The organism is Sphingomonas sp. AAP5, from assembly GCF_004354345.1.
GTDB classification, from domain to species: Bacteria; Pseudomonadota; Alphaproteobacteria; order Sphingomonadales; family Sphingomonadaceae; genus Sphingomonas; species Sphingomonas glacialis.
Genome location: NZ_CP037913.1, coordinates 1210387 through 1224166 on the forward strand (window position 1 = coordinate 1210387; position 13780 = coordinate 1224166).

Here is a 13780-nt window from a genome sequence, read left to right on the forward strand (position 1 = left end):
TCATGCGGTCACCGGAAGACGACGGTGCGCGCGCCGTTGAGCAGCACGCGGTCCTGCAGATGATAGCCCACCGCCTGCGCGAGCACGCGGCGTTCGATATCGCGCCCCTTGCGGACGAGATCGTCGGGCAGATCGGCGTGCGTGATGAACTCGGCGTCCTGCGCGATGATCGGGCCCTCGTCGAGATCGGCGGTGACGTAATGCGCGGTCGCACCGATCATCTTGACGCCGCGCTCGTGCGCCTGGTGATACGGCTTGGCGCCCTTGAAGCCAGGCAGGAAGCTGTGGTGAATGTTGATGCAGCGCCCCGACAGGAACCCCGCCAGATCGTCCGACAGGATCTGCATGTAGCGCGCCAGCACGATCAAGTCGGCGCCGGTGTCGGTGACGATCTGCTTGATCTGCGCTTCCTGCGCCGCCTTGGTCTGCTGCGTGACGGGCAGATGGTGGAACGGGATATCGCCGATCATGCTGATGTGGAGCGCGCGCTGCGGGTGGTTCGAGACGATCCCGACCACGTCCATCGCCAGCTCGCCGATGCGGTAGCGATAGAGCAGATCGCCGAGGCAATGGTCGAACTTCGACACCAGCAGCAGCACGCGCTGGCGCTCCTGCGTGCTGCGCAGCGTCCATTCGGCGTCGATCGCGGCGGCGAGCGGCGCGAACGCGCGGCGCAGCGTGTCCACATCGCGCTCGATCTCGAACACGACGCGCATGAAGAAGCGGCCGGTGAGCCGGTCGTCGAACTGCTGTGCGTCGGTGATGTTGCCGCCTGCACTGGCCAGAAACCCGGCGACCTGCGCGACCAGACCGGGGCGGTCGGGGCAGGAGAGGCGAAGCGTCAGCGTCTCAATCATGGGCGCGCCCTTCATAAGCCTTGATCCAATCGACCGCGCGGACGAGCCCGCCGAACGGATAGAAATGCAGCCGCACCGGGCCGTGCTCCGGTGTCAGCCGTTCCGCGAGCCGATCGACCAGCGCGTCGGGGCCGGTCGAGCCGAGCAATTTGGTCAGCGAGATCCCGTATTTGCCAAGCGCCGAAACCGAGGCGCCGACGCCGCAATGCGCGGCAAAGCGCAGCAGCGTCTTGATCCCGGCAGGGCCCGGCACACCGATCCGCACTGGCGAATCGATCCCGTTCGCGCGCAGGTCTTCGAGCCATGTGATGAACGGGTCGGGATCGAACCCGAATTGCGTGACGATCAGCGTCGCCATGCCGCGCGCAGCGATCTCGTCGCGCTTGGCCTTGAGCACCGCAAGGCACGTCGCCGAATCCATCGCCGGATGCCCTTCGGGATGCCCGGCAATGCCGATCGCGGTGATGCCGTTGCGCTCGAACAACCCGGTCTGGAGCAGCGCCATCGTATCGGCGAACGGGCCGACCGGGGTTGGCGGATCCCCGGCGACGAGAAACATGCGGCGGACGCCCGCTTCGGCGACGGTCCGTTCGACGGTCGCGGAGAGTTCGTCGAGCGACGCGATGCGACGCGCCGACAGATGCGGCATCGGTTCGAATCCGAGCGTGCGCACTTCGACGGCAGCCGCGATCCGCGCGTCGATCGTCTCGCCGGGGAGGAAGGTGATTGCGACGGGCGTATCGGGCGCGATGCGGTCCGCCGCCTCGCGCAGCGCGGGGCGATCCTTGGCGGTCATCTCGAGCGAATAGCCGTCGGTCATTCCGGTCGGCGCCCGCGTCCAGGCGGGATGGATGGCGGGAATGGTCGTCATTCGTCCTCTCCGGTCGAGCGCGATTGTGCCTCGCACTGTGGCAAATTGGCCTAGCCGAATGGCGTTGGTTCGGATAGATGAAATCTTCATGGACGCGAACTCATCCTTACCGTTTCCCAGCGAGCCGTTGCTGCTCCTGCCGGGTCTGATGTGCGATGCGCGCATCTTTGCGGCGCAGCGCGCAGCCTTCGCGGACGCCGTCGCAGCGCCGGACTATGGCGATCTGGCGACGCTCGGCGCGATGGCGGAGCGGGTGCTCGCCTTGGCACCCGCGCGCTTTGCGGTGCTCGGCCATTCGATGGGCGCGCGGATCGCGCTCGAAGTGGTGCGGCGTGCGCCAGGTCGCGTGACACGGCTCGCGCTGGTCAGCACCGGCGTCCATCTGCCGCTGCCGAGCGAACCCGAAAAGCGCCACGCGCTGCGCGATGTCGGGCGCCTGCACGGCATGGCCGCGTTGGTCGACGCCTGGCTGCCGCCGATGGTGGCACCGTCGCGCAAGAGCGATACCGCGTTGCTGCTGCCGCTCCGCGCGATGTGCATCGAGGCCGGGCTGGCGCAGTTCGAAGCGCAGATCGCGGCCTTGCTCGCGCGGCCCGAGGTCGAGACGCTGCTGCCGCAGCTCGCCTGCCCGGTCCTCGTCGCGTGCGGCAGCGAAGACCGCTGGAGCCCGCCCGCGCAGCACGCGGCGATGGCGGCGGCGATCCCGCACGCCCGCCTCGTCGTGGTCGATGGCGCCGGACACATGCTGCCGGCCGAAGCGCCCGACGCGCTCAATTCCGCAATCGCCGACTGGCTCAGCGCGACGCCAAACCCGCTCTGACGCCCGTCGAAACCGCTACAGCACAAGGAGAGCCCGATGACTGAAACGACCCTGCAACAGATGCTCGATACGAGCGGCGATATCGTCACGCTGCTGCGCAACCAGCAGACCGGACCCAATGCCTATCCCGGCGTCCCCGCCGAATATTCCAACTGGCGCGCCGAGCAGCAGGCCTGGTCGAAGACCTGCGTGCTGTTCAACCAGTCGTTCCACATGGTCGATCTCTCGGTCGAGGGCCCCGACGCGCTGGCGATGCTCAACCATCTCGGCGTCAACAGCTTCAAGGGCTTCGTCCCCGATCGCGCCAAGCAGTTCGTGCCCGTCACGCCCGAGGGCTATGTCATCGGCGACGTGATCCTGTTCTATCTCGATCAGAATGCGTTCAATCTGGTCGGCCGCGCGCCGGTGATCGAATGGGTCGAATTCCATGCTGCGACGGGCGATTGGGACGTCACCGTCTCGCGCGACGAGCGTACCGCGGCGCGGCCCGACCCCGAAACGCGCCGGAGCTACCGCTTCCAGCTCCAGGGCCCGAACGCGATGCAGACGCTCGAAAAGGCAATGGGCCAGACCCCGCCCGAGCTCAAATTCTTCCACATGGCGCGGCTCACGATCGCGGGCGCCGAAGTGCGCGCGCTGCGGCACGGCATGGCCGGGCAACCGGGCTACGAACTGTTCGGTCCGTGGGCCGATTACGACACCGTGCGCAACGCGCTGATCGAAGCGGGCAAGGACTTCGGGCTCGCGCTCGTCGGTGGCCGGACCTACGCGTCGAACACGATCGAGTCGGGCTGGATCCCGTCGCCGCTGCCCGCGACCTATTCCGGCGCCGGCACGCAGGCGTTTCGCGAATGGCTCAAGACCAACTCCTACGAGGCGAAGGCGTCTATCGGTGGCAGCTATGTCCCCGACAGCGTCGAGGGCTATTATCTGACGCCGTGGGATTTGGGATACGGCCCGTTCGTCAAATTCGACCATGACTTCATCGGTCGCGAGGCGCTCGAGGCGATGGCCGGGCAGCCGCATCGCAAGAAGGTGACGCTCGCGCTCGACACCGAAGACGTGATGCGCGTGATCAGCTCGCAATTCGCCAAGGACAAGCGCGCCAAGTACATCGACTTCCCGTCGGCGGTCTATGCGATGCATCCGTACGATCAGGTGCTCAAGGACGGCAAGCTCGTCGGGCTGTCGACCTGGATCGGCTATAGCGCGAACGAGGGTCGGATGCTGACGCTCGCGATGGTCGATGCCAACATGGCCGAGCCCGGCACCGAAGTGACGCTGCTGTGGGGCGAGCCCGATGGCGGCACGCGCAAGCCGACGGTCGAGCGCCATGTGCAGACCGAAATCAAGGCGATCGTCAGCCCGGCGCCCTATTCGGAAGTCGCGCGCGACAGCTATGCCGAGAGCTGGCGCAACCGCCAGCCGGCCTGAGCCTTGCGGGGAGGGCCGGGCTCCGGCGCTCCCCAAAGAGCGGTGTCGTCAGGCGGCTTCAAGCAACGCGACGGTCCGCTTGAGCAAGTCCGCAACGCGCGCCTCGACCACCGCGTCGAAGCGCACGTTGGGGATGGCGACGCTGAACGCGCCGAGCAGATCGTCCCCGACGATCAGTGCGCGTCCGAGCCCCTGGATCCCCGGCGTATGCTCCTCGCGCGTCCGCGCGTTGCCCGTGCGGCGGATTTCGGCGATCTCGGCGCGCAGGCGATCGGGCGCGGTGATCGTCGCAGGCGTGAAGGCGGCGCGGTCGACCTCGCCGAGATAGACCTCGAACTCGTCCTCCGGCAGCGCGGCGAGGATCGCCTTGCCCGCCGCAAAGCTGTGCAACGGGGTGCGCGCGCCGGTCGCCACTGCATAGCGCAGGGCATGGTCGCTGGTCTCGGTCGCCAGCGCCTCGACCTCCCAGCCCTTGCGCACGAAGAACGAAACCGTCTCGTTGAGCTGGACGCGCAGGGCGCGCACCAGCGGGGCGACGCGGTCGGCGAGCGCAAAGCCGTTCGCGCGCGTCTGCAACCGCGCCAGACCCGGGCCCGGCGTATAGCGCCGGCCCTCGCGCGCGAGGTACCCGCGATCCGCGAGCGTGGTGAGCAGATAGGACAGGCTGCTAACGGGGATCACCAGCGCCGCGGCGATTTCCTGCGCGACCACCGGGCGATCGCGCGCGACGACATATTCGATGATGTCGAGCGTGCGGAGCGCCGATTTGACGGGGGTCGCGATCTCTACCATCGCCGCGCTATAGCTCGTCCGCCGCAGCCTGCCACCTCACAACCGCACGGCCGCCAGATCCGCGCCGGCGCGCAGATTACGCAGCTTTGCCCAGGTGACGGCGGGATCGATCTTGCCATACCCGGCAAACGTCCCGAAGCCGCAATCGGTGCTCGCAACGACGCGGTCCGCGCCGACGATCGCGGCGAAGCGCTCGATCCGCTGGGCGATCAGCTCGGGGGTCTCGAGATAGTTGGAGCAAGTGTCGATAAAGCCTGGCGCCAGGATCTTGTGATCGGGCAGCGCCGCGTCGCGCCAGACGATCCATTCATGCTCGTGGCGCGGATTGGCCGCCTCGAACAGGATCGTCGCCGGGCGCGCCTTGAGCACGATATCGATGATCCGCTCGAGCGGGATGTCGTGATCGTGCGGGCCTTCGTAATTGCCCCAGCAGACGTGCATCCGCATCTTCTCGGGCGCGATGTCGGCAGTCGCGGCGTTGAGCGCCTCGACATTGGCCTCGATCGTCGCGAGAAACTGCGCTTCGTCCATTTCCTGATAGCCGGTGTGGCGCGACATTGCGAGATCGGGGCAATCGAGCTGGAGCTCGAACCCGGCATCGACGATCGCTGCATATTCGGGCTGCATCGCGCTCACCAGATCGGCGAGATAGGCCTCGTGGCTCGGATAAAAGGCGTTCTTCTGGAACGCGGTGATCAGCCCGGGCGACGCCGCATTCATGAAGGCGCGCGTGCCCTCGCCGTGGCGATCGAGCGCGGTGCGGAAGCGGCGGATGTCGTCCTCGACCGGCTGCAGGTTCACCAATTTGACTTCGCCGATGCACGATGCGCGCGTGAAGTCCTGCGAGCCCATGATGTGCGCGAGTTTGCTGCGAAGCTCGGGCAGCGGCGCGAGGTCGAGCGCCGACATGCGTTCGCTATGCCCGCCAAAACCCGACAGCCGCTCGATCATGTAGGTCGAATAGCCGACCTTGCCGAGCTTGCCGTCGCTCACGATCGTTACCCCCGCCGCGACTTGTGCCGCGACCGCCGCATCGACTGCGGTCTGCACGACGTGGTCGAACGCATCGGCGTCATACGGCTCACCACGATCGCGGGCGAGGAGGAGGGGGGTGAGTTCGGGGCCACGCGGCAAGCTGCCGACATGGGTGGTGGCGATCGCCATAAAGCTTCCTCTCATGCGTTCGGGCGACCATGATTGCGTTTCGCATTGATGTACAGATCGTATATGCGAACTTACGAAATGGGCGCGGATGCCGGGATTGGAGAGATGCTGTCATGACCATGGTTTCGGCAACCGAACGCCGTGAGATCGAGGCGGATTGCGCGCGATTGATCAATCTGTACGCGGCGCTCAACGATGCAGCACGATGGGCCGATGTCGCCGCGCTCTACGCCGAGGATGGCAGCATGACTCGCCCGACCGCGCCCGATGCGCCGGTCATCGGGCGTTCCGCGATCCTTGCCGCGTTCGAGGCGCGTCCGGCTCGCGTCACGCGACATCTGACGGGGACGATCGTCGTCGCGGTGATCGATCGCGACACCGCCACCGCGACGAGCACGATGCTTCTGTTTACCGCGCCCGACGCGCCGCCGCTGGTCGGCGGTTTCACCGATCGTTTCGTCCGGGTGGCGGGCGAGGGGTGGCGTTTCGCCGAACGTCGCGGATCGCTGACCTTCGCCTGAAGCGATGTCCGGGCGCTGGGCCGATCTGGTCGCGCCCCCAGGCGGTGGAGAAGCGGTACTGGCCGCTGCCGATCGCGATTACCGCCTCGGACGCATCGCTCGACACGATCTGCATACCGGCACGATCGGTCACCGTGCGCCGCCTCTCGAACTCGCGCACGCCCGGTGCGAGTGGCACAGGAAGTTCGTCACGCATGACGGGCGGGAGCGTGACGCCGAGCTGGACCACGCTGTCGCTCTTTCGTTCCACAGCGCGCTGAGCATCGCGGCGTCGGTGACGCCAAGCCTCGCGCCGCGTAACGTGCACGCAGTGGTTGGCCGCTCGTCGCCGACATGCAATAGGATGGGACAGAGTTTTCCCAGTTCAGCATGAGCCCGCCTTTCAAGGCCAAGGTTCAAGGACGATCGATGCGCGTATTTCCGCTTTCCCACCTGCTGTGTTCCGGGCTCGCCGCAAGCCTTCTCGTTCCGGCCCCTGCAGCCGCCAGCTCGCCTGAGCTTATCGGGCTCGAGCGCCAGTTGAGCATGCTGGTCGCGGCAAAGCCGGGGGAATATGGCATTGCGGCACTCGACCTTCGCGACGGTTCGATCGTTGCCATCAACGGTGACACGCCGTTTCCGATGGCGAGCACGGTCAAGCTCGCCATCGCAGCCACCTATCTCGCCGAGATCGATCAGGGCCGACGCAGCCTCAGCGACATGATTGTCGGCCGGCCCGCCGCGAAAGTCCTGGAACTGATGATCGTGCGCAGTAACAATCAAGCGGCGGACCAGCTGCTGGCCGCGGTCGGTGGTCCGGCTGCCGTCCAGCAGTGGCTCTCGTCGCAGAACATCATCGGCATCCGGGTCGACCGGACGATCGACCAGCTGCTTCGAGAGCGTGGTCACCTGGCCGACATCAAGGATGTCGCCACGCCGGTCGCCATGGTCGCGCTGTTGCACAAGCTCGACAGTGGCGCGGTGTTGACGGCGCAAAGCCGCGCGTTTCTGTTCGAGTTGATGCGGCGCTGCGAGACGGGCACGCGCCGCATCCGCGCGATGCTGCCCGCTGGTACTCCGGTGGAGGACAAGACGGGTACGCTCGACGGTGTCACGAATGACGTGGGGTTCATTACCATGCCCGATGGCCACCGCGTGGCCGTCGCCGTGTTCGCTCGCGGAGGACGCGATCGCCAGCCTGTCATCGCTGCTGTCGCCCGCGTCATCTATGATCGCTTCGCGGATAGCGCACGCACCGCGCTGTCGTACTTCCTGCGGATGCGGTGAGCAGCGCCCCTCGATTGGGCTCTTCCTCCTTCAGCTGTCGGGTAAACAGCGCTGGGAGCATTGAACTTCAACGCGTAGCGGCGTCAGAATAGCTTGCCTTGCACAGGGCGGTCGGGCTCGGGCTGGCTGTATCCTCCCCGGCGACGCACTTCGGTCTGCGCGGTGAACCGGACGTCTTCGTCTCGATCGCGTGCGAACTGTTCGAGCGCATCGGCCGAGAGGTCGCTCCAGGCACGCCCACGCTCGGGCCCGGCGACGACCCGCGGCAGAAGCCCCGGCTCGGCGCTCCAGGCAAGCAACTGTTCGATCGAGGCCGCATTCAGCATGTCGCGAAGGTGATGCGCGCTCACATAGGCATCGGGCAACGCGCGGTGGACCGGCAAGCCAATCTCGCGGACCAGCCCGTGCGGCATCCGCCAGTATCGCAGGACTTGATTGGAGAAGCTCGGCGATCCCGGCCATAGCCGCAGCGCACACTTCCAGGTGCAGATCCACCGCGCGCCGCCCGACACGTGCGGGGTGCAAAATCGCTGTTCGAAAGTCGCACGATGCGCGGCCAGCGCGACGACGCCGCCTTCGGGCTTCAGAATGGCGGGCGCGACGTCCTGCCAATACCCCGCAGCGGCGACATCCGCGTCGACGATGTGGTGCACCGCCATCGTCACCGGAGGGATCGGCCGCCCGGGATTGACGAAGCTAGCGCCGCGTTCGTTTGTCACGGACCATTGCCCGTCAGCCCCAAGCGCGACGTCTTGCCAGCCGATTTCGCACACGCCGTGCGCCGGGGGACGCGAGCCAGTGGTTTCCAGATCGATGACGCGCACGCGAAGAGACATGATTGGAATATAGGGGCATCACCGCGTCATCCAATCACCGCGGCATCCACGTCTGAGGGTCGCGTTGAGTTGGCCGCGCATCTGATGCGCGGCTCGCCAGGCTGAAGTCGGAAACTGTCCGCAACCGGCTCGCCGCTACATAGCCCTCTGCTCTAGTCGTTCGGGGTCTGCTCAGCCGGAGCAGCCTGGTTCGTCTGATCGCTGCGCGTCGTGCGTGCCGTCATACCCGTGGCCGAGGCGTCGTCCATCAACTGTTCGTCCGGCGCCGCCGCTGCGGGGGCCTTTTCCGGCAGCGCGGCCGTCAGGTTGGTGGCGGCGGTCGGGGTAGGTTCGGGCTCGGGCGCGCGCGTCTCGGGTGCCGTCGGTGTCGCTTCGTCGGCCGGTTCTGCGGGCGTCTCGGTGGACTGCTCGTCGCGCGTCGGCGCCTCGGTCGATTGCGAACACGCGCCGAGACCGGCGATCAACAGGATTGCCGTAAGCGCGAGGGGGAATTTGTGGGTCATTGGTGTCATCTCCTCAGCGCGCCGCAATCGCCTGGCGCGCGGACCGTGCCGCAATCTTGGTCGCCAGCGTCCCGTCCCAGCCATAGGGGTCGTTCCGGAAACCGACCTGCCCGTCCGCGTTCGCAAACGCCGTCCAGTACAGCAGATACACCGCAACGGGTGCCGCCAGTTTTGCGCGCACCGTCTTGCCCGCGGTGACCGTCGCATCGATCGTGTCCGCCGGCCATTCGGGCGTGCCCTCGAGCAGTCGCTTGGCAAGGTCGCCGGGCTTTTCGAGACGGACGCACCCATGGCTGGCCAAGCGGTCGAAGCGCGCGAAACCCGCCTGGGCGGGCGTGTCGTGCAGGTAGACGGCGAACGGGTTGGCAAAATCGAACTTGTACTTCCCCAGCGCGCTATGGTCCGAGGATTGCTGGAGCCGCTTGCCGCCATCGCCGGTGTCGATCACTCGGAAGCCGTGCTGCGCCAGATAGCCGGGGTGGGCCTTCTCCTTGGGCCACAGTTCGCGCCCCGCGATCGTCGACGGCACGTTCCACGGCGGGTTGAGCACGATGCTGTGGATCTGCGAGGTCAGCATCGGCGTCTCGGCCCCGGGGCGCCCGGTCACTGCCTTCATCGACATGACCGGGGCGTCGCCGTCGAACAGCGTCAGCACCGCCGCGGCGATATTCACTTGGACGCGGTTCTTGGCGAGTTCTGCGGGCAACCAGCGCCAGCGCTCCATGTTCGCCTTGATCTGGCGAAGCCGCGCATCGACGGGCACGTTGAGCGCGGTGAGCGTCTGTGCGGCGACGATACCCGTCGGATTGAGCCCGTAGCGCCGTTGCGCGCGACGGACCGCGTCGAGCAGCGCGGCGTCGAAGCGGTCCTCCGACGACGTCACTTGCGGATCTTCGAGCGCCAGCCGCTTACGCAGCGCGGCGACGCGCGGGCCGGTGTTGCCGAGCGTCAGATCGGCGCCTGCGCTCAGCGGCTCCCAGCCACCCGCCGCCGCGATCGTCCGGTACCGCGCAAGCGCAGCGACCAGTGCATCGTAGCCTGCATAGGGCGGCGGCAGCGAAGCGATCCATGCGGCCAGACGATCGTGCTCGACCGCATTCTTGAAGGCCGGTAGCGGGTCATAGACGGCAGGCCGCATCGCCCAATTCTGATCGAAATCGGCTTCCGCAAGGCGGCCGGCATGAACGGCATGGGCATGATCCAGCGCGGCGCGGACAAGACGGTCGTTGTCGACCGGGTCGATCGATTGTGAATCGGCGAGACCCTGCGCAACGATGTCTTTCTGAAGCAGAGCCGCAAGGGTACTCGCTTGAGCCGGACTGAGTTGCGGCAGCGGCGTGGAGGGCGCTGGCTGCACGACCGGCGACGACATCGGCAGATCGGTGCTCGGGCGCGCATCCTGTGCCATGGCGGGCGCTGCAACGAGTAACGCCGACAGAGCGAGGTAGCGCGTCGTGCTCGACTTACGGCGGTTCAGAGTACGGGTTTGGCGATGCGTCTGTGTCATGCGCGCTGTCCTACACGGCGTTGTCGGCGACTGCATCGGTTATCTGGCGTCTTCGCGTTCTCGAGGCCCGATACGTCGCTTGCAATGCAACGGTCTGATGCGTCGGATCCCCCACGGGGCGCATTCGCTGCGCCCGTACGGCGGTTGGATGACGTTCGGTCAGCGCCGTGCTTTTGGTCTGCGCGCACACGCCGCTCTTTGTGCGACGCACGCTGTGAAATGCGGCCAGACCTTCCCGTCGATCGCGGCCTGGGTCTGGGTGGGTATCGGATCGTCCTGCCCTGGCACATGGGGAAGGGTCAGACGTGCACCGCGGTTTCGGTCCGGCCGGCGGCGCCGAACACGCGCAGATAGCGCGCGATCTCCGCCGGATCGCCGGTCGCCTTGGCCGGATTGTCGGAGAGCTTGACCGCTGGCCGGCCGTTCGCGCTGACCACCTTGCAGACCAGCGAAATCGGCGCGAGCGCCGCGTCACCGTCCGGATCGCAGCCGCGAAAATCGTTGGTCAGGTTGGTGCCCCAGCCGAAGCTGGTGCGGACGCGGCCGTGGAAATGGCGATAGGTCGCTTCGATCATGTCGATGTCCATGCCATCCGAAAAGATCAGCAGTTTCTCGCGCGGATCGCGGCCGTGCTGCTGCCACCAGGCGATGATTTGCTCGCCGCCCGCGATCGGCGGCGCGCTGTCCGGGCGGAAACCGGTCCAGTCGGCGACCCAGTCGGGCGCATTGGCGAGGAAGGCGGTGGTGCCGAACGCGTCGGGCAGCGCGATCAGCAGGTTGCCGCCATAGCTTGCCTGCCATTCCTCCAGCACGCGATAGGGCGCGCGGGCGAGTTCCGCATCGTCGCTCGCGAGCGCTGCGGCGACCATCGGCAGCTCGTGCGCGTTGGTGCCGATCGCCTCGAGATCGGCATCCATCGCCAGCAGTACGTTCGAGGTGCCGACGAAGCGACTGCCCAACCCTTCCTTGAGCGCGTCGACGCACCAGCGTTGCCACAGAAAGCCGTGCCGCCGGCGTGTGCCGAAATCGGAAAGCACGAGATCGGGGAGCTGCTGCAGCCGCTCGACCTTGTTCCACAGCCGTGCCTTGGCACGCGCGTAGAGCACGTCGAGCGCGAAGCGGCCCTTGTCGCGCATCGCAGCGCGCGAGCGCAGTTCGTTGATGATTGCGAGCGCCGGAATCTCCCACATCGTCGCGTGCGTCCACGGCCCGGAGAAATGCAGCTCGAACTGCCCGTCGACCGTGCGCAATTCATATTCCGGCAGCCGGAAATCGCCGAGCCAGGCGATGAAGTCGGGCGCGAAGATCCGCGCTTCGCCGTAGAAGCTGTTGCCCGCCAGCCAGATCAGTTCCTTCTTGGAGAAGCGCAGCGTGCGCGCGTGATCGAGCTGGGCGCGCAGTTCGTGCGCGTCGATCGCATCGGCCAAGCGAACGACGCGGCTGCGATTGATCAGCGCGAAGGTCACGTCGACATCGGGGTGCTGGCGGCGGATCATCTGCACCATCAGCAGCTTGTAGAAATCGGTGTCGAGCAGGCTGCGCACGATCGGATCGAGCCGCCAGCTATGGTCGTATGTGCGCGTCGCGATGTCGGTGAAGGTCATGCGTGCCTCCCAGCTCTTGCGGGCGCCGTCGGTGTCGGCGGCGCGCCGCGGTAACGAAAGAGTTCGGCGGGCCGATGCGAGGCGTCGGGCTCGCGCTCGCCGGTCGGCACCAGCCAGCCGCGGTCGAGCATGCGCCGGCGAAACGCGGGCTTGTTGAGCCGGACCGACAGGATCGCCTCGTGGACATCCTGTAACTGCCGCAGCGTGAACCGCTCGGGCAACAAGCCGAAGCCGATATCCGAATAGTCGATCTTGCCGCGCAGCCGCTCGCGCGCGACGCCCAGAATCGTCGCGTGGTCGAAGGCGAGGGGCAGGGGAGTGCCGGCAGCATCGCGCATCCGGCCGTCCGCGGCGAAACTCGCCGTGCCGAGGTTCTTGCCCGAGGCCATCCCCCGAGCGAAGCTCGCTGCATCGAACAGCGCCATATACGCGACGCTGATGATCCGCATGCGCGGATCACGGTCGATCGCGCCGAACGTGTAGAGCTGCTCCAGCGACACGCCGGTAAGCCCGATCTTTTCGCGCAAGACGCGGTTCGCCGCTGCCTCGAGCGTTTCGTCGATCCGCACGAACCCACCGGGCAACGCCCAGCGCCCTTCTTGCGGCGCGGCCGTGCGGCGTTTCAGCAGTACCGAGAGTTCGCCGCCGGCGAGCCCGAGCAGCACCAGATCGACCGTGACCGATGGCCGATCATATTGCGTCGGATCGTAATCGGGCGAGGGATCGGAGCTGGTCATCGCGGCCTTATATGCTGATCGCGCTTTACTTATATGCCATGAGAATATATGTAAAGTGCAGTATTGGGAGCCCGATATGCAATTCGTGATCGTCGTGGATACACAGGTCGATTTCATGCGCCCCGATGGCGCGCTGCCCGTGCCCGGTGCCGAGGCGCTCGTCGCGCCGATGCACGCGTGGCTTGCCACGCTCGATCCTGCTGAGACCGCCGGGGTGCTGTTCACCTTCGATACGCACTATGCCGATACCTATCCGGCGACCGCCGAAGCGGCACTGTTCCCGATCCACTGCATCCGCGACACGCCGGGCTGGGCCAACATGATCGATGCGAGCCTGATCGACCCCGCGATCCCGCAGTATCGGCTGGAGAAGGGCGTGTTCGACATGTGGGCAGAGGATGACCTGATGATCGTGCCGAACGATGGGGCGGCCATCCAACGCGATCGCTTCTTCGCGGCTTTGAAAGCAGCCGGCACCACGCGCGTCACGGTGATCGGCGTGGCTGCCGATTATTGCGTGCGTTGGGCGCTGAACGGCTTGGTCGACCGCGGTTTCGCGTGCACCGTGCCAGCCAACCTGACCCGTGGGATAGATCGTCAAATCGAGGCCGTTATCGCGGAGGATTTTGCCAATACCGTTCGGCGACCGCAAGTTCGGTAGGGTTCGCGGTTAGGGGACTGAGGCGAGCAATCCGGCGAGGCCGCTGGCGTCGTCAGCATCGATCGCCAAAAGCAAGGCCGAGCTTGCGCACATCGGTCAGATATCGCGTGCATTTGCCCCCCGGATCGCGCGCGGGAAACCCGCGCGCAACCGGTCTACGAAAGCGTGCCGCACTCTGTATTCCCAGAATGTACGGGGGCCAAGCCA

The 13780-nt window shown here is 66.5% G+C and carries 14 protein-coding genes; 5 read left to right on the forward strand and 9 right to left on the reverse strand.

Annotated features, from left to right (window positions below; translation table 11 throughout):
- Positions 1-8: 8 nt before the first annotated feature.
- Positions 9-857, reverse strand: coding sequence for a formyltetrahydrofolate deformylase (gene purU / locus E2E30_RS05505; RefSeq protein WP_133187974.1), 849 nt, complete (start codon positions 855-857; stop codon positions 9-11).
- Positions 850-1728: a methylenetetrahydrofolate reductase gene (locus E2E30_RS05510; RefSeq protein ID WP_133187976.1), complete on the reverse strand. Its 879-nt coding sequence runs from the start codon at positions 1726-1728 to the stop codon at positions 850-852. The genes purU and E2E30_RS05510 overlap by 8 nt, the downstream gene beginning before the upstream one ends.
- Before the next feature lie 127 nt (positions 1729-1855).
- On the opposite strand from E2E30_RS05510, the gene E2E30_RS05515 reads away from it, so the two are divergent.
- Together E2E30_RS05515 and desA are read left to right on the forward strand one after the other, a co-directional pair.
- On the forward strand, positions 1856-2548 hold the full coding sequence (locus E2E30_RS05515; protein WP_335925464.1) for an alpha/beta fold hydrolase: 693 nt from the start codon (positions 1856-1858) through the stop codon (positions 2546-2548).
- 36 nt (positions 2549-2584) lie between these two features.
- Complete coding sequence (gene desA / locus E2E30_RS05520; protein ID WP_133187978.1) at positions 2585-3982, forward strand: syringate O-demethylase; 1398 nt, start codon at positions 2585-2587, stop codon at positions 3980-3982.
- 48 nt (positions 3983-4030) lie between these two features.
- Here desA and E2E30_RS05525 read toward each other — a convergent pair whose 3' ends face one another.
- Both E2E30_RS05525 and E2E30_RS05530 read right to left on the reverse strand, forming a co-directional pair.
- Positions 4031-4774 (reverse strand): IclR family transcriptional regulator, encoded by a 744-nt coding sequence (locus E2E30_RS05525; RefSeq protein ID WP_133187980.1) that lies wholly within the window; start codon positions 4772-4774, stop codon positions 4031-4033.
- A 36-nt stretch (positions 4775-4810) separates the two neighbouring features.
- Complete coding sequence (locus tag E2E30_RS05530; RefSeq protein WP_133187982.1) at positions 4811-5938, reverse strand: cobalamin-independent methionine synthase II family protein; 1128 nt, start codon at positions 5936-5938, stop codon at positions 4811-4813.
- Positions 5939-6051: 113 nt separating this feature from the next.
- Between E2E30_RS05530 and E2E30_RS05535 the strand changes: the two genes are divergently transcribed.
- Both E2E30_RS05535 and E2E30_RS05540 read left to right on the forward strand, forming a co-directional pair.
- The gene (locus E2E30_RS05535) at positions 6052-6459 is read left to right on the forward strand and encodes a nuclear transport factor 2 family protein (RefSeq protein ID WP_133187984.1); all 408 of its coding nucleotides are present in this window, start codon (positions 6052-6054) and stop codon (positions 6457-6459) included.
- Positions 6460-6828: 369 nt separating this feature from the next.
- Positions 6829-7725 carry a serine hydrolase gene (locus tag E2E30_RS05540; protein WP_240699048.1) on the forward strand — a complete coding sequence of 299 codons (897 nt, stop codon included), beginning with the start codon at positions 6829-6831 and terminating at the stop codon, positions 7723-7725.
- Positions 7726-7808: 83 nt separating this feature from the next.
- On the opposite strand, the gene E2E30_RS05545 is transcribed toward E2E30_RS05540, so the two are convergent.
- The 5 genes from E2E30_RS05545 to E2E30_RS05565 all read right to left on the reverse strand — a co-directional run bounded on the left by E2E30_RS05545 (position 7809) and on the right by E2E30_RS05565 (position 12912).
- A complete protein-coding gene (locus E2E30_RS05545) occupies positions 7809-8561 on the reverse strand; it encodes a 3'-5' exonuclease (RefSeq protein ID WP_133187986.1) in 753 nt (250 codons plus the stop codon).
- Between the two features lie 152 nt (positions 8562-8713).
- Positions 8714-9064 (reverse strand): hypothetical protein, encoded by a 351-nt coding sequence (locus E2E30_RS05550; RefSeq protein WP_133187988.1) that lies wholly within the window; start codon positions 9062-9064, stop codon positions 8714-8716.
- Between the two features lie 13 nt (positions 9065-9077).
- Positions 9078-10571, reverse strand: coding sequence for a L,D-transpeptidase family protein (locus E2E30_RS05555; RefSeq protein ID WP_133187990.1), 1494 nt, complete (start codon positions 10569-10571; stop codon positions 9078-9080).
- Positions 10572-10870: 299 nt separating this feature from the next.
- Positions 10871-12175, reverse strand: coding sequence for a nicotinate phosphoribosyltransferase (gene pncB, locus E2E30_RS05560; protein WP_133187992.1), 1305 nt, complete (start codon positions 12173-12175; stop codon positions 10871-10873).
- A complete protein-coding gene (locus E2E30_RS05565) occupies positions 12172-12912 on the reverse strand; it encodes an NUDIX hydrolase (protein ID WP_133187994.1) in 741 nt (246 codons plus the stop codon). The genes pncB and E2E30_RS05565 overlap by 4 nt, the downstream gene beginning before the upstream one ends.
- A gap of 76 nt (positions 12913-12988) precedes the next feature.
- Here E2E30_RS05565 and E2E30_RS05570 point away from each other — a divergent pair, with 76 nt between their 5' ends.
- A complete protein-coding gene (locus tag E2E30_RS05570; protein WP_133187996.1) occupies positions 12989-13573 on the forward strand; it encodes a cysteine hydrolase family protein in 585 nt (194 codons plus the stop codon).
- The last annotated feature ends 207 nt before the right edge of the window (positions 13574-13780 follow it).